Below are 20,357 nucleotides of genomic sequence, written 5' to 3'. Positions count from 1 at the left end.
GGGCGAGGTGGCGCCGAGGTGGCGCCGAGGTGGCGCCGCCATATGGAAATGGGGTACGGATCAGTAGTCCACGGCGTGCGCTGCCGCCACGCGGGCCGGCACGCGCGGTGGCATCAGGGTCAGGTCGGGGCCCTTGCGCAGCCAGCGGCGCGCGAAGACGAAGAAGGCCGCCAGCAGCGCCACGAAGAAGGCGCTGAACATCAGCATGCTGCCGCTGATGGTGGCGGCCGGGATGGCCGAGGCGGCATGGTCGGTACGCAGCAGCCCATACACCACCCAGGGCTGGCGGCCGACCTCGCGCACGATCCAGCCGCATTCCACCGCGATATAGGGCAGCGGGATCGCCAGCACCCAGGCCAGCAGCAGGCGGCGCCGGGCCAGCAGCGCGTCGACGCGGCCGCGTGTCTTGCGCAGGGCGACCACGGTCCACAGCGCCAGCACGAGGAACAGGAAGCCGATGCCCGCCATGGCGCGGAAGGTGTAGTACAGCAGCGGGATCATGGGTGGCTGGTCGGCCACCGGGATGTCCTTCAGGCCCTTGACCTGTCCGTGCAGGCTGTGCGTGCCCAGGATGCTGAGCATGCCCGGCACCTCGAGCGACCAGTCGTTGCGCTGTTGCGCGGCGTCGGGCCAGGCCAGCAGCGACCAGCTGGCGCCGGTGCCGGGGGCGTTGGTTTCCCAATGGCCCTCGATCGCGGCGCCCTTGGCCGGCTGGGTCTCGAACACGTCGACGCCGCTGGCGTCGCCGAGCCAGACCTGCAGCGGGGCGACGAAGGCGAGCAGCAGCAGCGCCAGCTTGAACGAGCGCGCGAAGAACTCGGCATGGCGGCGCTTGAGCAGGTAGTAGGCCGAGATGCCCGCGATCACCACCAGCCCGGTCTCGAGCGCGGCGAACCACATGTGCGAGACGCCCCAGGCCATGTCGGGGTTGAAGATGGCGTGCACATAGTCGGTCACCACCAGCTTGCCGTCGACCAGCGCGATGCCGCCCGGCGTCTGCAGCCAGGAGTTGGCCACCATGATCCAGAAGGCGGAGAGCGAGGAGCCGAGCGCGACCATCGCGGTGGCGAACAGGTGGACGCCCTTCGGCACGCGTTCCCAGCCGAGCATCATGATGCCGACGAAGCCGGCCTCCAGCATGAAGGCCATGGCCCCCTCGAAGCCGAGGATATTGCCGAAGAACTGGCCGGTGTACTCGGAGAACGGGCCCCAGTTGGTGCCGAACTGGAATTCCATGGGGATGCCGCTGACCACGCCCACGGCGAAGTTCAGCAGCAGCAGCTTGCTCCAGAAGCGCGCGTGGCGGTACCAGGCGACGTCGCTGGTGCGCACCCAGAGGATCTCGACGACGAGGAGGAAGGCGGACAGGCTGATCGTCAGGATCGGCCAGAGTATGTGGAAGACCGCGGTCATGGCGAACTGGCCGCGCGCGAGGTCTAGGGCTTCGATGGTCATGGGGGACTACCGCGAGGATGAGGGAGGGCGGCCGCGTCCGCCGGTGGCGGGCGCGGCTGCGTGGAGGGTGGCGTGGGGGGCTTGCCGCCCACGCCGGCACCTGGTGGTGCCGCTCAGAATGCCGGCAGTTCCGCGGGCTGCGCCGAGCGGTGCAGCAGCACCGGGATGGACTTGGAGGTCGGCGTGTTGCAGACGTCGCCCACGCTGTCCAGCGGCACCAGCGGATTGGTCTCCGGATAGTAGGCGCCGATGCAGCCGCGCGGGATGTCGTACTCGACCAGGCGGAAATAGTTGGCGCGCCGCTCGATGCCGTCGTCCCACACGGTGGTGATGTCGACCCAGTCGCCGTTGCGGAAACCGAGCATGGCGATGTCCGCCGGGTGGATGAAGACCACGCGGCGCATGCCGAACACGCCGCGGTAGCGGTCGTCCATCGCGTAGATGGTGGTGTTGTACTGGTCGTGCGAGCGGGTCGTCATCAGCGTCATCAGGCGCTCGCCGTGCTGGCGGCGCGCGCGCACGATGGGCGTGTCCTGCTGGACCGGGTGGACGATGAAGTTGGCCTTGCCGGTGGGGGTCTGCCAGTCGCGCTCGCGCGAGGCCACGCGCAGGTGGAAGCCACCCGGCTGCCGGATGCGTTCGTTGTACTGCTCGAAGCCGTCCAGCACCTGCTCGATGGCGTCGCGGATCCTGGCGTAGTCGCCTGCCATGGCCAGCCAGTCGACCTTCGCGCTGCCGAGCGTGGCGTGCGCGAGGTTGGCGATGATGGCGGTCTCCGACATCAGGTGGGGCGAGGCGGGTTTGTTCATGCCGTAGGAGACATGGACCATGCTCATCGAGTCCTCCACCGTGACGCCCTGCGCGACGCCGTCCTGCACGTCGATCTCGGTGCGTCCGAGGGTGGGCAGGATCAGCGCGTCGGTGCCGTGCACGAGATGGCTGCGGTTGAGCTTGGTGGCGATGTGGACGGTGAGGTCGCAGGAGCGCAGCGCGTCGAAGGTGCGGTAGGTGTCGGGCGTGGCCATGGCGAAATTGCCGCCCAGGCCCAGGAAGACCTTGACGTGGCCTTCGATCATCTGCTCGATGGTCTCGACCACGTCGAGGCCGTGCTGGCGCGGCGCGTCGAAGCCGAACACCGTGCCGAGGCGGTCGAGGAAGGCGGCCGAAGGCTTCTCCTCGATGCCGACGGTGCGGTTGCCCTGCACGTTGGAGTGGCCGCGCACCGGGCAGAGGCCGGCGCCGGGGCGGCCGATGTTGCCGCGCATCATCAGCAGGCTGGCCAGCATCTGGACGGTCTGCACCGAATGCTTGTGCTGCGTGATGCCCATGCCCCAGGTGGCGATGACGCGCTTGCCGCGCGCGTACAGGCGGCCCAGCGCTTCGATGTCCTCGCGCGCCACGCCGGACTCCGATTCCAGCAGCGGCCAGCTTTCCTGGCGCAGGTCGGCGGCGAAGGCCTCGAAGCCGAGCGTGTGTTCGGCGATGAAGTCGAGGTCGAGCAGCCGCTCGGTGCCATCGGCGACGGCCTTGTCGTCGAGTTCGAGCAGGTGCTTGGCCACGCCCTTGATCAGTGCGAAATCGCCGCCCAGGCGGGGCTGGATGAAGGTCGAGGCGATCGGCGTGCTGCCCAGGGTCAGCATCTCGAGCGGATGCTGCGGGCTGGCGAAGCGCTCGAGGCCGCGCTCGCGCAGCGGATTGACGGAGACGATGGTGGCGCCCCGGCGCGAGGCCTCGCGCAGTTCGCCGAGCATGCGCGGATGGTTGGTGGCCGGGTTCTGGCCGAAGATGATCAGGGTGTCGGCCAGCTCGAAGTCGTCCAGCGTGACCGTGCCCTTGCCGATGCCGACCGCGTCCGGCAGGCCGCGGCTGGTCGCCTCGTGGCACATGTTCGAGCAGTCGGGAAAGTTGTTGGTGCCGAACATGCGCACGAACAGCTGGTAGAGGAAGGCGGCCTCGTTGCTGGCCCGGCCCGAGGTATAGAAGGCCGCCTGGTGGGGCGAGGCGAGGCCGTTCAGGTGCCGCGCGACCAGCGCGAAGGCGTCGGCCCAGGCGATCGGGCGGTAGCGGTCGGTCCGCGCGTCGTACACCATCGGCTCGGTCAGGCGGCCGTGCTGCTCGAGTTCGTAGTCGGTCTGCTTCATCAGCTCGGCGACGGTGTGCTCGGCGAAGAAGGCCGGCGTCACGCGCTTGGTGGTGGCCTCGGCGGCGACCGCCTTGACGCCGTTCTCGCAGAACTCGAAGGTCGAGGCGTGCTGGCGGTCCGGCCACGCGCAGCCCGGGCAGTCGAAGCCGTCGGGCTGGTTCTGCTTGAACAACATGCGGTAGTTGCCGCCGGTGACCCGTTCCTTGACCAGGTTGATCGCCACGTACTTGAGGGCGCCCCAGCCCGCGGCCGGATGGTGGTAGGGCTCGATCTTGCCCTTCGGTTCCCTGTTGCTATCCATGTACTGGACTCCACGTTGACGGCGCGCCGCGCTGTCCCGGGGGCGGGACGGTCCACGCGCTGGATTGGATGACCGCAAGCGTAAGGGTCTGGCGCGCAGGCGGAACGCACACTTGACGACGGCGTGGAAGAGTACAGTTGCGCCGGCGGCCGCGCTGGTGGCCGGACTGTATGCCTGTGCGGCGCGCCGGGGCTAGAATCGGCCCGTGACGACAAGGCGCGGAGAGAACAGGCATGGAAGCAGGACGGCCGGCCACGGAGAGCGGCGGGAGCAGCGATGCCGCCGATGGCATGGATAGCGCCAAGGGTGCCGAGGGCGTCGATGCCGGCGTGGCGCTGGTGCTCGAGCACCTGTGGGCGGCGCGCCGCGAGAGCCCGGGCCGCCCCTGGTCCCTGGCCAAGCTGGCCAAGCGGGCGGGCCTGCCGATGAGCGTGCTGCGGCGCACCCTGACCCTGCTGCAGGCGGCCGGCCTGGCCGATTTCGAGCTCGACGAGGCGGGGCGCGGCTTCGCCGCGCTGAGCGCGGAGGGCGAGGCGCTGTGCGCAACGGTGGCGCCGCCGGCCGAAGGCAGGGAGGCGGTCGCCGGCGGGCATAGCTGAGCGCGCGGCATCAGGCGGGAGGCTTGCCGAGGGGAACGCGGCATGGCTGTCATCGCCTTGTCACCAGAATGTCATCAATACTGCATAGGATGCATCGCATGGGGCGCGCTGCTGCCGGCGCCGGCCGCTGACTGCGCGGCCGGCCCGGCCGGCTCGGCCTGCGCAGTCCATGGCGCCCTTTCCTCCCTTCCCGCATTCCCCACGCCAAGATCCGAACACCATGTCCGACCAACCCGACGTGTCCCGCCGCAAGGCCCTGAAGTTCCTGGCCGCTGCCCCGATGCTGCCGCTCGGCGCCACCACCGCCGCCGCCCTGCTGGCCGGCTCGGGCGCCGCCGAAGCCGCCGCGCCCAAGGCGGCCTTCAGTGGGGCCGCCTTCGAGGGCATGGCGGCGCCGACGCTGGCCGACGCGGCCGCCATGGCGACCACCACCGTGGGCTCCGGCCTGACCGTGTCGTTCGCCGACGGCAGCCGCCGCAGCTACAAGCTGGCCTACCATCCCTTCTTCACCACCGGCGACCTGGTGCCGGACGGCAAGGGCGGCAAGGTCCTGGCCGGTGGCTACTACAACATCGCCAACCAGCCGATCCTCGACAACTCGGTGGCCGGCAAGGAGCGCCAGTTCTTCTCGGACAGCCCGGACGGCACCTCGCTGCTGTCGCTGGGCAAGGCGGCCAGGGGCAAGGTGCCGGGCGTCAAGGGCAACCCGGTGTTCGCCGTGGTGCAGTTCGAGTACACCACGCGCGACCAGAAGGGCGGCAGCATGTACGGCATGCTGCCGTCGCCGATCGCCGTGCTGACGCTGGACCAGGATCCCCGCACCGGCAGCCTGCGCCTGGTCAAGTACCACAACGTCGATACCTCGGGCGTCAACGGGCTGTGGATCACCTGCGGCGCCAGCCTGTCGCCGTGGAACACGCACCTGTCGAGCGAAGAGTACGAGCCGGATGCCACCAAGGCGGCGACCGACCCGCAGCTGCGCGGCTTCAGCCAGAACCTGTACGGCGACGCCGGCAAGGCCAGCCCCTACCACTACGGCCACCTGCCTGAAGTGACGGTGCACCCGGACGGCACCGGCACCATCCGCAAGCACTACAACGTCGGCCGCATTTCGCACGAACTGGTGCAGGTGATGCCCGACGAGCGCACCGTGCTGATGGGCGACGATGCCACCAACGGCGGCCTGTTCCTGTTCATCGCCGATCGCCCGCGCGATCTCTCCAGCGGCACGCTCTACGTGGCCAAGTGGCACCAGACCTCGGGCACCGGCCCGGGTGCGGCCACGCTGAGCTGGATCCGCCTGGGCCACGCCGCCAGCGACGAGATCCGCGCGCTGGTCGAGGGCGGCATCAAGTCGGGCGACATCATGGACGTGAAGACGGCCGATCCGCAGGATGCCGCCTACACCCGCATCAAGTACAACGGCAAGGACAACTGGGTCAAGCTGGTGCCGGGCCAGGAGAAGGCGGCCGCCTTCCTCGAGACGCACCGCTATGCCGCGCTGGTGGGCGGCAGCCTGGGCTTCACCAAGATGGAAGGCACCACCGTCAACATCCGCGACAAGAAGGCCTATTCGGCCATCTCGCGCATCGAGAGCAGCATGCTCAAGGGCAACGCGGCCAACGGCGGCGACATCCAGGTCGAGGGCCCGTACTCGGGCGCCGTCTACGAGTTGAACCTGAGCGGCGGCCAGAAGGACCGCGACGGCGCGGCGATGGACAGCGCGTGGGTGCCGGTCGACATGGCCGCGGTGCCGGCACTGGTCAGCGAGGATCTCGGCGGTGGCGCCAAGAAACAGCAGGACGCGCTGGGCAACTTCGCCAACCCGGACAAGATCGCCACGCCGGACAACCTGAAGTTCTCCGAGAAGCTGCGCACCCTCTTCATCGGCGAGGACAGCAATACCCACGTCAACAACTTCCTGTGGGCCTACAACGTCGACACCAAGACCCTGAGCCGGCTGCTGTCCTGCCCGGCCGGCGCGGAGTCGACCGGCCTGCACGCGGTCGACGAGATCCATGGCTGGACCTACATCATGAGCAACTTCCAGCACCCGGGCGACTGGGAAGCGCCGTTGCACGACAAGGTGCAGGCCACGCTCGATCCGCTGGTGCGCGCCAACTACAAGGACCGCTTCGGCGCGGCCGTGGGCTACCTGACCGCCGACATGTCGGCGATCCGGCTGTCCAAGGGCTGAGCCCGCGCGCGGGGCGACCCGGATACGACCCCGCAGGCCGGTGGCCTGCGGGGTTTTTCACTGCCGCTAGCGGTGATGGCCGCCGCCGTGGAACCCGCCGCCGTGGAAGCCTCCGGGGTTGCCGTGGAAACCGCCCATGCCACCGTGGAAGCGCATGCCGGGTGCGTGCAGGAAGACGTGGTTGATACGGTGGAAGTGATGGAAGCGGTCGATGAAGATCACGCCGCCGACAGCGGCACCGAACGGTGCCCAGTACCAGGGATCGGCATAGTAGGGCGGCTCGCCATAGCTGACCATGCCGCCGCTGGCGTCGACCATCTGCCAGGTGCCGTCAGGCTGCAGGCACGCCAGCCCCGTGACCTGCTGCAGGACCCCGTCCACCACGATCTGGCCGGTCATCTCCTGGCAGGGGGGGCCGTCCATGTCCTGGCCGGTAGCCGCGGTGCCGAAGGCGGCCGCCGCCAAGGCCGCCGCCATGATCGCCGGACGCCTGGCACGCGCGGCCAGGTCCGCCAGGCGCCCAGTCCAATACTTGCCCATGATTGCCACCCCGAGCGCGGAATGCCGGCGTCCGCGCTGCCGTCACAGGCGCGTGCGCCATGATTGCCTTGCCGGGCCGTCTTGCGCGGCGCACCGGTTTACCCGCGGGGCGGCAGGGGTGCTGCCCCGCTGTACGGTAAACGGGGCGGGCGGCGCGCTTATTCCGTCGGCGCAAGCAAACGGGATCGGAGGGGGGCGATAGCGGAGGGCTACCGGCGAGGACTCGCGCATCAGGTCGAGGTTGCTGGATGATGTGGCGTGCGAGAGCATCGGCGGCATCTCGAATGATGCTTAATTTGTTCAGTATATTGGACAAATTGTGAGAAGTTGCCTAGTATGGTGGACATATGCAGACCTACGCCGATACCACTCCGGTCCTTGAGCGACAGTTGCTTCTACAACTGGGCGATCGCATCAAGCGCTTGCGTAAGGCGCAGGGACTGACGACCATCGACATGGCCCAACGGGTCGGCATCTCGAGAACCACGCTCAGTTCGGTTGAAGCTGGTGATCCGACCCCATCAATCGGCACCTACCTCCGGGTCATGTCGGCCCTCGGTGTCGCCGGTGACCTCGCGATGTTGGTGTCCGATACGTTCCAGCCCGCTCCGCCGCAATCGGCTGGTGCGAACACGCGACGTGGCCGCCCGCAGGTTCAGGTTCTGGTCCGCTCGGATTCAGATCGGCACCAAGCGCAGGATTTGCAGAGTCTCGCCCTTCACGAAGAGGCGGTGCGCTTGTTACGTGCGAATCCCGAACTTGTGCAACGCGCTCGCGAGACGCTCGCGAAGTGGCGGGCGAAAGGGCCATCCCGCAGCGATAGTCTCTGGGCGGAATGGGAGAGTATCCTCGCGCACGGCACCTGGCGTAAAGCACTGGGCAGGACCAGGCGTGCCCAGGAGCTTCGACAGGCCTCACCGTTGCCGACGGTATTGCCGGACGATATCAGGCAAGGAGTGTTCTCCCAGGTCAAGGCACTCAAGCAGGGGGTCTTGATCGGGGATGCGGCCGACGAGTTGCCTGGTGAAGAAGGAATGCGATGAGGCGTGAGGACCTGGAGCACATCATCCGCGCGTCCGGCGAGATCACCGGCGAGTACGAATTTGTCATCGTAGGCAGCCAGTCGCTTCTGGGCGGGCATCCTTATCCGCCGGCTGTCTTCACTGCGTCTGCCGAAGCGGACATTTACCCTCTGAACGCCCCGGCGAAAGCGGATGAGATCGACGGAGCGATCGGCGAGGGCTCGCGCTTCCACGAAATGAACGGGTACTACGCACAGGGCGTCGGACCGGACACGGCGGTCCTGTCGGAAGGCTGGATAAGGCGCGTGGAGCGGATCCAGAACGACAATACAAATGGTCGTATCGCTTATTGCCTGGGCACGATTGATCTCTTCATGGCCAAGGCCGTAGCGAATCGTGACAAAGACCGCGACTTCGACGTGGCTCTACTGGCGCATGGCTTCATCCAGGCAGATGAAGCGATCGCAATGGTCGACAAGATGCCACTCGACATCGCCGCGAAGGGCCGGCTGCGCGTACGGATCAACCGATGGATCAAGCTCGCGAAAGCAGGTTCCCCTTCCGTCTAGTGCCTGAGTCTTGAATTCGCGGAAGAGCCAAGCCTGTCGAGAAGACGTGCGAGGTCAGGAACGAAGCGCCGCAAGGCTGGAGCCTTGCGAGCATTCGTGACGACGCGTCGTGCGGCTCAGTGACAGGCTTAGGGCGGACTTAGTCCGCGAAATTCTCTGACGCAATGGACCAGGTGCGCGTCAAACTACGCAGGCGCCAGCAGCAGGCGCTCCATCAGCGCCTTGCGTTCTTCCTTCTGCGCGGCCGTGCCCTGGTTGGCCAGCAGTGACTCCGACAATTCATAGCTGTATAGCGCGAAGGCGCGCCCGCGCGCCTCGGCGATGCCGAAGCCGAGCGCGCTGAAGCACTGGGCGATATAGGACAGGCGCTTGGCGTCGACCTCGTCGAGGATCTGGCGCACGCGCTCGTCGCGGCGTGCCCAGGCGCGGATGGCGAGTTCGGTGGAGGCCGCTTCCTGCGCCGCCTCGCCGCGGAAGGGCAGCGACAGCAGGTCGCGGATCAGCTCGCGCGGCGGCAGGCCGCGCCGCTCGAAACGGTAGATGATCTGCTCGGTGGCCTCGTCGCGCCAGGCCATCAGCATACGGTGCAGCAGGTCGTCGCGGTCCTTGAAGTGCCAGTAGAAGCTGCCGCGCGTGACCGACATCTCCTTGGCCAGCACTTCGACGCGCACGGCGTCGACACTGCGGCTGACCAGCAGGTTGCGGGCGGCCCGGATCCAGTCTTCCGGCGTCAGCTGGCTGCGCGGCTGCGGGGAGGGCTCGGCGGGACTTCTCGGCATGTGGACTCCAGACTTCAGGGCGGCGGGCAAGGACTGCCCTGCATTCTACCGTCCCTGTTCCATACGGTAATGTATTGTATGGTTGTCATCGCAATGCGCGTTAACACCTAGGAATTACGAAGGATATCGCCTTGACCATCGCCGATTGCCTCCATACCATACACATACGTATGTGTATGGAGAAACCGATGGGCAAGTTTGAGGGCGTGGGCAAGACGCTGCTGGCCGCCGAGCACCAGACCAACTACTTCGACCTGGGCCAGGGCAAGCCCCTGTTCCTGCTGCACGGCTCCGGCCCCGGCGTGTCGGGCTGGACCAACTGGAAGGGCGTGATGAACGAGCTGGCGCAGTCGTTCCGCGTGATCGTTCCCGATATCGCCGGCTTCGGCTTCACCGAGTTCAAGGACGACGCCAAGTACGACATCAAGTTGTGGGTGCGCCACCTGGTCGGCATCCTGGACGCGCTCGAGATCGAGAAGGCCTCCTTCGTCGGCAACTCCTTCGGCGGCGCGCTGTCGCTGGGCCTGGCCGTGTTCGATCCCAAGCGCGTCGACAAGCTGGTGCTGCTGGGCACGCCGGCCGGCGAGTTCGAGCAGACGCCGGGCCTGCGCTCGGCCTGGGAGTACGAGCCCTCGCCGGAGAACATGGAGCGCACCATGCGCCTGTTCCCCTTCGACCAGTCGATCATCACGCCGGAGATGGTGCAGTCGCGCTACGAAGCCAGCGCCCGTCCGGGCGCGCAGGACGCGCTGCGCAAGCTGATTCCCCGCCCCAATGCCGACGGCCCCACCGTCGTCAAGGGCTTCCCCGAGCATGTGGTGGCCAAGATCGAGGCGCCCACGCTGGTGCTGCACGGCCGCGAAGACCGCGTGGTGCCGCCGGCCTGCGGCCAGTTGCTGGCGCGTGCCATCCCCAACGCCGACCTGCACCTGTTCGGGCGCTGCGGCCACTGGGTGCAGACCGAGCGGCGCGACACCTTCCTCAAGCTGGTCGCCGACTTCTGCGCCTGAGGACGCACGCCATGAGCCGCAACGTACTCGAGCGCGTGCTGCACCAGCTCACCGTGGACCGCGCCGCCAAGCAGCGTTTCCGCGAGGACGCCGCTGCCTACCTGCGGCGCTTCGCGCTGAGCGAGGCCGAGCGCGCCATGCTGACCGGCTTCGACGTGCTCGGCCTGCAGCAGGCCGGCGTCAACCCGATGCTGACCATGGGTTTCTGGCAGGAGCTGTCGCCCGAGCGCGACATGCGTGCCTACATGCGCAAGCTGCGCCCGCTCGGTGCGCACGAACCGGTGCACAGCGCGGCGCTCAAGCCATAGCCGGCCACAGCAGGCCATCGGTGGCGGGCGGGGACACCCGCCGCGCCACCCGGACGAGGATAGAGGAAGAAGATGGGACAGATCGTAGGCGGCTTCCTGGTGCCGCATGATCCCGTGATGTTCGTCGCGCCGCAGGCTCCCGCGGCCGCGGTGCAGGAGCGCATGTGGGGTGCCTTCGGCCAGTGCGCGCGGCGCCTGGCGGAGCTGGCGCCCACCAGCGTGGTGATCGTCGGTGCCGACCACTACATGCTGTTCGGCACCGCCTGCCTGCCGAGCTACCTGATCGGCACCGGCGATGTCGACGGGCCGCTCGATGCCATGCCGGGCCTCAAGCGCGGCGTGATTCCCAACAGCGAGGCGCTGGCCACCCACATCGCCGCCGACGGCCATGCGCGCGGCTTCGACTGGGCGGTGGCGCGCGCGCTGACGGTGGACCACGCCATCGCCATTCCCAACCAGTTGATCGTGCAGCCGCTGCGCGAAGCCGGCCACGCGGTCGGCACCATCCCGGTCTACCTGGCCGCCGGTGTCGATCCCTATATCCGTATCGGCCGCGCCATCGAGGTGGGCCGGCAGATCCGCGACGCGGTCGCATCGTTCGATGCCGGCGAGCGGGTCGCGGTGATCGGCAGCGGCGGCATCAGCCACTGGGTCGGCACCGCGGAGATGGGCCGCGTCAACGAGGCCTTCGACCGCGAGATCCTCGACTACGCCGTGCGCGGCGACCTGGCGGCGCTGGCCGCGCTGCGCGACGACTACATCCTGGCCCACGGCGGCAATGGCGGCATGGAGATCCGCAACTGGGCCTGTGCCATGGGCGCGCTGGAAGGCGCGCGCGGCGAGGTGATCGCCTACGAGGCGGTGCCCGAGTGGGTCACCGGCCTGGGTTTCGTCCAACTGCACCTGCAGTGAGGCCGCCGCGATGTGGGCCGGCAGGGTAACCGGATAGCAAAGATGAGCAAGAAGATTTTCCTGATCCAGCGCGATGCGCTGCAGCCTGGCGAGGTGCGCAAGGTGGAGACGCCGGGCTGCCCGCTCGCCGTCTACAACGTCGACGGCACCTTCTACGCCACCAGCGATGTGTGCACGCACGCGACCGCCTCGCTGTCGGCGGGCGAGATCGTCGACGGCGACCTGATCGCCTGCCCGCTGCACGACGGGCAGTTCCATATCCCCACCGGGCAGGCCATGGGCTTTCCCTGCACGGTCGACCTGCGCACCTACAAGGTGATCGAGGAGGGCGACGCCATCTACGCCGACCTCGAGCAGGAGTCCGAGGCAGCCGCTTCGGCCATTTGAGGAGGACGACATGACCGCATCGACCGCATCGACCGCATCGACCGCATCCCCCGGCACGCCGGCGCACGACTGCACCGGCAACTGCGAACGCCTGCGCAAGGATCCCGCCAGCGAGCCGCTGCCGGGGCTGGAGCGCCTGATCGACCTGGACAGCGGCCGCCTGTCGCGCCGCGTCTACTGGGACCAGCGCGTCTACGAGCAGGAGCTGGAGAAGATCTTCGCGCGCAGCTGGCTGTTCCTCGCGCACGAATCGCAGATTCCAAAGGCCGGCGACTACGTCACCACCTACATGGCCGAGGACAACGTCATCGTGGTGCGCCAGAAGGACGGCTCGATCAAGGCCTTCCTCAACACCTGCCCGCACCGCGGCAACAAGCTCAACTTCACCGACGCCGGCAATGCGCGCGGCTTCATCTGCAACTACCACGGCTGGAGCTTCGGCATCGACGGCGCGCTGCGCGGCATGGCGGGGCAGGAGCTGTTCGAGGCCAGCGGCATGGACCGTGCCGAGCACGGGCTGCACCCGGTGGCGCAGGTGGCCAGCTACAAGGGCCTGGTGTTCGGCAACATGGACCCGGACGCGCCCTCGCTGGAGGAATTCCTGGGCGATTTCCGCTACTACCTGGACGTGATGCTGGACATGGACGGCGAGGGCACCGAGTTCATCGGCGGCTGCGTCAAGTCGGAGATCCGCTGCAACTGGAAGGTGCCGGTGGAGAACTTCATCGGCGACATCTACCACGCGCTGTGGACCCACGACTCGGCCGCGCGCGCCATGCTGGGCGGCCCGGTGGCCGAGGTGTACAAGGATCCCGATTCCTACCACGTCAACGTCAACGGCCATGGCTGGGAGTTCAACCTCGACGTGGTCGGCAACGCCGCCACGCTGGGCGACAAGGAGATCCGCAAGTACCTGTACGGCATCCAGCCCAAGGTGGCGCAGCGCCTGGGCGAGTTCCGCTCCAAGATGATCGGCTCGATCTCCTCGGTCAGCGTGTTCCCCAACCTGTCCTTCCTGCCGGGGCAGAACACCTTCCGCGTGTGGCATCCGCGCGGTCCCGGCAAGATCGAACTGCACACCTGGACCATCGTCAACAAGAGCGCGCCGCAGGACATCAAGGACCGCTGGCTGAAGGGCACCATGATGACGTTCTCGCCTTCCGGCGTGTTCGAGATGGACGATGGCGAGAACTTCGAGTTCTCCACCCGCACCAACGCCGGCTTCGTCACCCGCCAGCAGGACCTGTACATGGGCCTGGGGCGCGGCACGCGCCTGGACGGCAGCGGCCTGCCGGGCAACGTCTACCGCAACCAGGTCAACGAGGCCAACCACCGCGCCTTCTACCAGCGCTGGCTGGACCTGATGCAGGCGCGCGCCTGGCACGAGGTGCCGGAGCGCGACAAGCCGGCCCTGCCCGACAGCGCCTTCACTTACGGCCAGCAGGCCAAGGAGGCCGCATGAGCGCGCTGCCCAAGGAAGCCGGCATCGACGCGGCCGCTCCGGTCGACCTGCCCACCGCCCATCGCATCACGCAATTCCTCTACCGCGAGGCACGCCTGCTCGACGCCGAGCGCTGGCAGGACTGGCTGGCGCTGATGAGCGAGGACATCCACTACTGGATGCCCGCCATCGAGAACCGCCGGCGCGCGGACAAGCTGGGTGCCTATGCGCCGGGGCGCGGCGCCTACTTCGACGACAACCTGCTGGACCTGTCGCGCCGCGTGGCGCGCTTCCAGCAGCCGTCGGCCTGGGCCGAGGACCCGCCCACCCGCCACGTGCACGTGATCAGCAATGTGGAGGCGCTGCACGGCGCGGCCGCCGGCGAGTACCTGGTGCACTCGGTCTTCGTCAACTACCGCAGCCGCGGCGAGGCCGACAACGACCTGCTGCTGGGCCGGCGCGAGGACCTGCTGCGCGTGCACGGCGAGCCGGAGGCGGGCGAGTTCCGCATCGCCCGGCGCAAGATCGTCATCACGCAGTCGCTGTTCCTGTCCAAGAACCTCAACACTTTCCTCTGACACCGACATGGGCTGGCTAGACAAGGACGTGGCGCTGGTGACCGGCGCCGGCTCGGGCATCGGCCTGGCGGTGCTGCGGCGCTTCCTCGCCGAGGGCGCCGCGGGCGTGGGCGCGCTGGTGCGCAATGCCGCGGCGGCCGATGCGCTGCGCGCCGAGTTCGGCGCGCGCGTGGCGGTGACGGTGGGCGACGTGCGCTCGCCGCAGGCCAACGAAGCGGCGGTGGCCGCCACCGTGGCCGCCTTCGGCAAGCTCGATACGCTGGTGGGCAACGCGGGCGTGTGGGACTACTTCGCACCGCTGCGCAAGTTCAGCGACGGCGAGCAGCTCGCGCGCACCTACCGCGAGGTGTTCGACGTCAATGTGCTGGGCTATCTGCTGGCCGCTTATGCGGCGGCGCCGGCGCTGCGCGAGAGCCGCGGCAGCATGATCTTCACGCTGTCCAACGCGGCCTTCTACGCCGGCGGCGGCGGCGCGGCCTACGTCGCCTCCAAGCATGCGGGCGTGGGCCTGATTCGCCAGCTCGCCTACGAGCTGGCGCCCGAGGTGCGCGTCAACGGCGTGGCGCCCGGCGGCACCGTGACGCCGCTCAAGGGGCCCGAGGCGCTCGGCAAGCAGGACGCCCGGCTGTCGGAGATCCCGGGTTTCTCGGAGGCGGTGGCCAACGCCATGCCGCTCGGCTTCATCGCCCAGCCGGAGGACCACGCCGGGCACTACGTGCTGCTGGCCTCGCGCAGCAATTCGCCGGCCACCACCGCCGCCATCCTGCAGAGCGACGGCGGCTGGGAGGTGCGCGGCAGGCCGGGGCGCAAGCCGCAGTCCTGAGGCCGCCGCCGGCAGCCCGACGAATCACCGAAGACTCACCGAAGACAACGACAAAGAGACAACGATGACCGCCCCCCAATCCCCGCCAGCCAGTGGCACCGCCGCGCAGGCCGCGCTGCGCGCCGCCTTCGGCGCCGCGCGCCTGCCGGTGATGGCCGCGCCCATGTTCCTGGTGTCCAGTCCGGAACTGGTCTGCGCCAGCCGCGACGCCGGCATCGTCGGCACCTACGCGGCGCCCAACGCGCGCGATATCGGCGCGCTGGAGACCGCGCTGGCGCGGATCGCCGCGCATGCCGCGGCGGCCGACGGCCCGCCCTGGGCGCTCAATATGATCGTGCACAGCAGCTACGACCGCTTCGACGCCGAGATGGCGCTGGTCGAGCGCTACCGTCCCGGCATCGTGACCACCGCGCTGGGCAGCCCGCGCCGCGTGCTCGAGCGCGTGCACGGCTACGGCGGCCTGGTGATGGCCGATGTGATCACGCCCGCGCTGGCGCGCAAGGCCATCGATGCCGGCGTGGACGGCCTGGTGCTGGTCAGCAGCGGCGCGGGCGGCCACACCGGCCAGTACCACCCCTTTGCCTTCCTGGAGGCGGTGCGCCGCTTCTGGGACGGCCCGCTCGGCCTGGCCGGCGCCATCTCCAGCGGCGCGCAGATCCGCGCGGCGCAACTGCTCGGCGCCGACTTCGTGGTGGTGGGCACGCGCCTGATCGCCACGCCCGAGAGCCTGGCCGCGCCGGCCTACCGCGACCTGCTGGTGGCCAGCGAGATGGACGACCTGGTGCTGTCCTCGGCCGTCTCCGGCGTGCCCGCCAACTGGCTGCGCCCCACGCTGGAGGCCGCCGGCTTCAGCGAGGAACAGCTGCGGCAGCCGGGCAGGATCGATTTCTCCGGCGATATCGCCGCCGCGCCCAAGGCTTGGAAACACGTCTGGTCGGCCGGGCACGGCGTCGGCGCCGTGCGCGCGGTGGCGCCGGTGCGGCAGGTGGTCGACGAACTGGCGGACGGCTATGCGGACTGCCTGCGGCAGGAGGCACGCGCTTTGCCGGCGCTGCTGGAGCGCCACGCCCGGGCCGCCGGGCCCCGCCTCGCCGCCTGAGCGGCGGGTGGCGCGGGCGATCCCCCGCGCGGGTCCCGCCACGGCATCCGCATCCGTTTCCGCATCCGTTTCCGCCTGCGCATTCGTCCCGGTATGCGCACCGGCAACTGCGCCGGCAACTGCGCCGGCCAGAGCGCCGGCATCCGGACCGGCTACAGAACCCAAGAGGTAGACACAGCATGACAGCCAAGCCCATCCAACTAGCGGCCGATGCCCTCCATGAGGCCCGCCGCACCCGCACGCCCATCGCACGGGTGTCCGAGACCTTCGGCATCGCCGGCCTGGAGGCCGCCTACGCGGTCGCCGCCGCCAACACCCGCCGCGCGCTGGCCGAAGGCCGCGTGCTCAGCGGCAAGAAGATCGGCCTGACCTCGCGCGCCGTGCAGCAGCAGCTCGGCGTCGACCAGCCGGACTTCGGCGTGCTGTTTGCCGACATGGAGTACGTCAGCGGGGCCGAGATCCCGGCCAGCGCGCTGATCCAGCCCAAGGCGGAGGGCGAGATCGCCTTCGTGATCGGGCGCGACCTTGACGAAGCGCCCACCTGGGGCCGCTTCCTGCGCGCGGTCGAGTACGCGTTGCCCGCCATCGAGATCGTCGACAGCGCGATCGCCGACTGGCGCATCACGCTGGTCGACACGGTCGCCGACAACGCCTCCTGCGGGCTCTACGTGCTGGGCACGGACCCGCGCCGCATCACCGACCTGGCGCTGGCGGACTGCGCGATGCGCTTCACGCGCAACGGCGAACCCGCCTCCGAGGGCAGCGGCGCGGCCTGCCTGGGCCACCCGCTGCACGCCGCCTGGTGGCTGGCGCGCACGCTGCTTGCGCTGGGCGAGCCGCTGCGCGCGGGCGACGTGGTGCTGTCGGGCGCGCTGGGACCGATGTTCGCGCTGGCGCGCGGCGATGCCTTGCACTTGGAGGTGGACGGCCTGGGGAAGGTGCAGTGCCGGGCCGATTGATCGATGGACGCAAGCGCCCGTCGCCAGAACGGGCCAGAGGAGACCGCAATGCGAGTTGAACACAGGAAGAACCCCATGCAGCCACGCCGCGCGGGCCACCGTGCCGGGCTGGCCCCGGCCCTGGCCCTTGGCCTTTCCCTTGCGCTGGCCGCCTGGTGCGTGCCGCTGCACGCGCAGGCGCCCAAGGGCGCGGCGGTGACGATCGGCGTCACCGTGTCGGCCACCGGGCCGGGCGCCTCGCTCGGCATCCCGGAGAAGCAGGCCATCGGCATGCTGCCCGCGACGCTGGGCGGCAAGCCGGTGCGCTATGTGGTGCTGGATGACGCCACCGATCCCTCGGCGGCGTCGCGCAACGCGCGCAAGCTGATCGAGGAGGACAAGGTGGACGCGGTGGTCGGTTCCTCCACCACGCCGGCCTGCCTGGCGGTGGCCGCCGTCGCCGCCGAGAGCCGCACGCCCTCGATCGGGCTGTGCCCCTTCGTGCCCAAGCCGGAATGGCTGCAGTGGGCCTTCTCGCTGCCGCAGTCGGTGGCGGTGATGTCGGCGGCCCTGTTCGACGATATGCGCGCGCGCCAGGTCAAGACGCTGGGCTTCATCGGCTACAGCGATTCCTATGGCGAATCCTGGCTCAAGGACGTGGCGCAGCGCGCGCAGGCGGCCGGCATCCGCCTGGTGGCGAGCGAGCGCTATGCGCGCACCGACCAGGCCGTCACCGGGCAGGCGGTCAAGCTGCTGGCGGCGCGCCCGGACGCGGTGCTGGTGGCCGGCAGCGGCACGCCGGCGGCGCTGCCGATGCGCACCCTGCGCGAGCGTGGCTACCAGGGACCGATCTACCAGACCCACGGCGTGGCCAACAACGATTTCCTGCGCGTGGGCGGCAAGAGCGCCGATGGCGTGGTGCTGCCCGCCGGCGCCCTGCTGGTGGCCGAGCAGCTGCCGGCCGCGCATCCCAGCAAGGCGGTGGCGAGCGACTTCGTCAAGCGTTACGAGGCCCGCTACGGCGCCGGCTCGCGCGACCTGTTCGCCGGCTACGCCTATGACGCCTACCTGGTGCTGGAGCGCGCGGTGGCGGCGGCAGGCAAGAGCGCCCAGCCCGGCACCGCGGAATTCCGCCAGGCGCTGCGCGATGCCATCGAGGCCACCGCCGACCTGCCCGGCTCGCATGGCGTGATCACCGTCAGCAAGAGCGACCATTCCGCCTACGACACGCGCGGCCGCGTGCTGGTCAAGGTACAGGACGGTGGCTGGAGGCTGCAGCCATGACCGCACAGACCGCACAGACCGCACTGCGGGCCGCGATCCCCGCGGCTCCTGCCGCCGCTGCCACGCCCGCTGCCACGCACGGCGGCGCAGGGCTGGTGCCGGACATGCCGGTGGCGCTGGCACGGCCCCGCATCCTGCGCGAGGACCGCGCCGACGGCAGCTTCGTGCTGCGTTCGGCCGAGCCGCTGCAGCCCTACGACCGCTGCATCGGCGACTGGCTCGAACACTGGGCGCGCGTGGCTCCCGACCAGCCCTTCCTGGCCGAGCGCGCGCCGGGCGGCGCGGGCTGGCGCCGCGTCGGCTACGGCGAGGCGCTGGCGGCGGTGCGCGCGCTGGCACAGTCGCTGCTCGACCTGGGCGTGGCGCCCGAGGCGCCGGTGGTGGCCCTGTCCGACAACAGCGTGAACCTGGCGCTGCTGTCGCTCGCGGCCATGCACGTGGGGCGCCGCATCGCGGTGGTGTCGTCGGCCTATACGCGCCTGGCGCGCGACCATGCCAAGCTCCATGCCATCCTCGACCGGCTCGGGCCGGGCCTGCTCTACGCCGAGGACGGCGCGCAGTACGGCGGCGCCATCGCCGGCTGGCGTCCGGCCTGCCCGGTCGCCTTCGGCGGCGGCGCGGCGGGCAGCGGCATCGTCTGCGCGCTCAGCTTCGACGACCTGCTGGCCGCGCGCCCCGGGCCGGAGGTGGACGCCGCCTTTGCCGCGGTCGACGGTGCCACGGTGGCGCGCGTGCTGCTGACCTCGGGCTCCACCGGGGCGCCCAAGCTGGTGCCCAACACGCATGCCATGCTGTGCGCCAACCAGCAGATGATCGCGCAGTGCTGGCCCTTCGTCGACCGCGCCCGCCCGGTGGTGCTGGACTGGCTGCCGTGGAGCCATACCTTCGGCGCCAACCACAACTTCAACCTGGTGCTGCGCAACGGCGGCACCCTGTACATCGACGCCGGCCGCCCGGCGCCCGGCGCCATCGAGCAGACCATGCAGGGCATCCGCGAGGTGCGGCCCACGCTGTTCTTCAACGTGCCGCGCGGCTACGACGTGCTGCTTCCTTACCTGGAAGCGGACCCGGCGCTGGCCGAGGCGCTGTTCGGCCGGCTCGACATGCTGTTCTTCGCCGCCGCGGCGCTGCCGCAGCCGATCGCCGAGCGCCTGCGCGCGGTGGCGCGGCGCGCGCGCCAGGCGCCGCTGTTCTTCACCACGGAGTGGGGCTCGACCGAGACCTCCCCGGTGATCACCAGCGCCCACTTCGCCACCACCGACACGCGCAATATCGGCGTGCCGGTGCCGGGCCTGGAACTGAAGTTCGCGCCCTGCCAGCAGAAGTATGAGTTGCGCGTGCGCGGCCCGTCGATCTTCCCCGGCTACCTGGGCGACGAAGCGAAGACGCGCGAGGCCTTCGACGAGGAGGGCTTCTACAAGATGGGCGACGCCGGCCTGCTGGCCGATCCGGGCGATCCGGACGGCGGCGTCATCTTCGACGGCCGCGTCTCGGAGGACTTCAAGCTGACCACCGGCACCTGGGTCTCGGTCGGCACCCTGCGCGTGCGCGCCGTGTCGGCGCTGTCGCCCTACGCCATGGACGTGGTGGTGGCCGGCCACGACCGCGACGAGATCGGCCTGATGATCTTCCCCGCGGCGCCGCTGCGGCAGCTCGCCGGCGACGCGGCCGGCGCGCTGTGCGGCAAGTCGCTCGGCAGCCATCCGGCCGTGCAGGAGGCGCTGGCGGCCGTGCTGGCCGAACTGTGCCGGGGCGCGGGCTCGGCGCAGCGGCCCGTGCGCGCGGTGCTGCTGTCGGCGCCGCCGTCGATCGAGGAGGGCGAGATCACCGACAAGGGCTATATCAACCAGCGCGCCGTGCTGGCGCGCCGCGCCGATGACCTGGCGCGGCTGTATTCGGACTGCGTGTCGGTGATCCGGCCGCGATGATGCAACGGCGCGTGCCGCGGCGGGCAGGTCCCGGCCCCGGCGCG

General features: G+C 69.6%; 19 protein-coding genes. 15 read left to right on the top strand and 4 right to left on the bottom strand.

All coding sequences use genetic code 11. The features are described 5' to 3' along the window. Positions 1-60: 60 nt before the first annotated feature. Positions 61-1,455, bottom strand: coding sequence for a cytochrome ubiquinol oxidase subunit I (locus tag BKK79_RS23585; RefSeq protein WP_071038968.1), 1,395 nt, complete (start codon positions 1,453-1,455; stop codon positions 61-63). A gap of 113 nt (positions 1,456-1,568) precedes the next feature. Then, positions 1,569-3,899, bottom strand: a complete 2,331-nt coding sequence (locus BKK79_RS23580) for an FdhF/YdeP family oxidoreductase (protein ID WP_071038966.1) — start codon at positions 3,897-3,899, stop codon at positions 1,569-1,571. A gap of 233 nt (positions 3,900-4,132) precedes the next feature. Between BKK79_RS23580 and BKK79_RS23575 the strand changes: the two genes are divergently transcribed. Next, entirely contained in the window at positions 4,133-4,498 is a 366-nt protein-coding gene (locus BKK79_RS23575) for an ArsR family transcriptional regulator (RefSeq protein WP_335582938.1), read from the top strand. A gap of 220 nt (positions 4,499-4,718) precedes the next feature. After that, entirely contained in the window at positions 4,719-6,695 is a 1,977-nt protein-coding gene (locus tag BKK79_RS23570; protein WP_071038964.1) for a PhoX family protein, read from the top strand. Positions 6,696-6,761: 66 nt separating this feature from the next. Here BKK79_RS23570 and BKK79_RS23565 read toward each other — a convergent pair whose 3' ends face one another. Continuing rightward, entirely contained in the window at positions 6,762-7,235 is a 474-nt protein-coding gene (locus tag BKK79_RS23565; RefSeq protein WP_442873281.1) for a hypothetical protein, read from the bottom strand. Between the two features lie 347 nt (positions 7,236-7,582). Between BKK79_RS23565 and BKK79_RS23560 the strand changes: the two genes are divergently transcribed. Together BKK79_RS23560 and BKK79_RS23555 are read left to right on the top strand one after the other, a co-directional pair. Continuing rightward, positions 7,583-8,278 (top strand): helix-turn-helix transcriptional regulator, encoded by a 696-nt coding sequence (locus BKK79_RS23560; protein WP_071038962.1) that lies wholly within the window; start codon positions 7,583-7,585, stop codon positions 8,276-8,278. Beyond that, positions 8,275-8,826, top strand: coding sequence for a DUF6036 family nucleotidyltransferase (locus BKK79_RS23555; protein ID WP_071038961.1), 552 nt, complete (start codon positions 8,275-8,277; stop codon positions 8,824-8,826). The genes BKK79_RS23560 and BKK79_RS23555 overlap by 4 nt, the downstream gene beginning before the upstream one ends. A 185-nt stretch (positions 8,827-9,011) precedes the next feature. Here BKK79_RS23555 and BKK79_RS23550 read toward each other — a convergent pair whose 3' ends face one another. Beyond that, positions 9,012-9,605: a TetR/AcrR family transcriptional regulator gene (locus BKK79_RS23550; RefSeq protein ID WP_071018214.1), complete on the bottom strand. Its 594-nt coding sequence runs from the start codon at positions 9,603-9,605 to the stop codon at positions 9,012-9,014. Positions 9,606-9,793: 188 nt separating this feature from the next. Between BKK79_RS23550 and BKK79_RS23545 the strand changes: the two genes are divergently transcribed. The 11 genes from BKK79_RS23545 (at position 9,794) to BKK79_RS23495 (ending at position 20,313) form a co-directional block, all read left to right on the top strand. Then, complete coding sequence (locus BKK79_RS23545) at positions 9,794-10,615, top strand: alpha/beta fold hydrolase (protein WP_071018216.1); 822 nt, start codon at positions 9,794-9,796, stop codon at positions 10,613-10,615. An 11-nt stretch (positions 10,616-10,626) separates the two neighbouring features. Further along, on the top strand, positions 10,627-10,923 hold the full coding sequence (locus BKK79_RS23540) for an extradiol ring-cleavage dioxygenase (protein ID WP_071038960.1): 297 nt from the start codon (positions 10,627-10,629) through the stop codon (positions 10,921-10,923). Between the two features lie 72 nt (positions 10,924-10,995). Next, a complete protein-coding gene (locus tag BKK79_RS23535) occupies positions 10,996-11,835 on the top strand; it encodes a protocatechuate 3,4-dioxygenase (protein WP_071038958.1) in 840 nt (279 codons plus the stop codon). Positions 11,836-11,877: 42 nt separating this feature from the next. Next, positions 11,878-12,222, top strand: coding sequence for a non-heme iron oxygenase ferredoxin subunit (locus tag BKK79_RS23530; RefSeq protein WP_071022142.1), 345 nt, complete (start codon positions 11,878-11,880; stop codon positions 12,220-12,222). A 10-nt stretch (positions 12,223-12,232) separates the two neighbouring features. Next, positions 12,233-13,684, top strand: coding sequence for an aromatic ring-hydroxylating dioxygenase subunit alpha (locus BKK79_RS23525; protein WP_084085100.1), 1,452 nt, complete (start codon positions 12,233-12,235; stop codon positions 13,682-13,684). Next, positions 13,681-14,241, top strand: coding sequence for a 3-phenylpropionate/cinnamic acid dioxygenase subunit beta (locus BKK79_RS23520; RefSeq protein ID WP_083384387.1), 561 nt, complete (start codon positions 13,681-13,683; stop codon positions 14,239-14,241). The genes BKK79_RS23525 and BKK79_RS23520 overlap by 4 nt, the downstream gene beginning before the upstream one ends. Before the next feature lie 7 nt (positions 14,242-14,248). Further along, positions 14,249-15,064 carry a 3-(cis-5,6-dihydroxycyclohexa-1,3-dien-1-yl)propanoate dehydrogenase gene (hcaB, locus tag BKK79_RS23515; RefSeq protein ID WP_071018221.1) on the top strand — a complete coding sequence of 272 codons (816 nt, stop codon included), beginning with the start codon at positions 14,249-14,251 and terminating at the stop codon, positions 15,062-15,064. A gap of 64 nt (positions 15,065-15,128) precedes the next feature. Further along, a complete protein-coding gene (locus BKK79_RS23510; RefSeq protein ID WP_083384388.1) occupies positions 15,129-16,163 on the top strand; it encodes an NAD(P)H-dependent flavin oxidoreductase in 1,035 nt (344 codons plus the stop codon). Positions 16,164-16,342: 179 nt separating this feature from the next. After that, complete coding sequence (locus BKK79_RS23505) at positions 16,343-17,122, top strand: 2-keto-4-pentenoate hydratase (protein WP_071018223.1); 780 nt, start codon at positions 16,343-16,345, stop codon at positions 17,120-17,122. A gap of 75 nt (positions 17,123-17,197) precedes the next feature. Continuing rightward, on the top strand, positions 17,198-18,385 hold the full coding sequence (locus BKK79_RS23500; RefSeq protein WP_071038956.1) for an ABC transporter substrate-binding protein: 1,188 nt from the start codon (positions 17,198-17,200) through the stop codon (positions 18,383-18,385). Next, entirely contained in the window at positions 18,382-20,313 is a 1,932-nt protein-coding gene (locus BKK79_RS23495) for a feruloyl-CoA synthase (RefSeq protein WP_335582889.1), read from the top strand. The genes BKK79_RS23500 and BKK79_RS23495 overlap by 4 nt, the downstream gene beginning before the upstream one ends. Positions 20,314-20,357: the final 44 nt, after the last annotated feature.

The organism is Cupriavidus sp. USMAA2-4, from assembly GCF_001854305.1.
GTDB lineage: Bacteria > Pseudomonadota > Gammaproteobacteria > Burkholderiales > Burkholderiaceae > Cupriavidus > Cupriavidus malaysiensis.
Note: the sequence above shows the minus strand (reverse complement) of the source record. Positions and strands in the feature narration are given on the sequence as shown.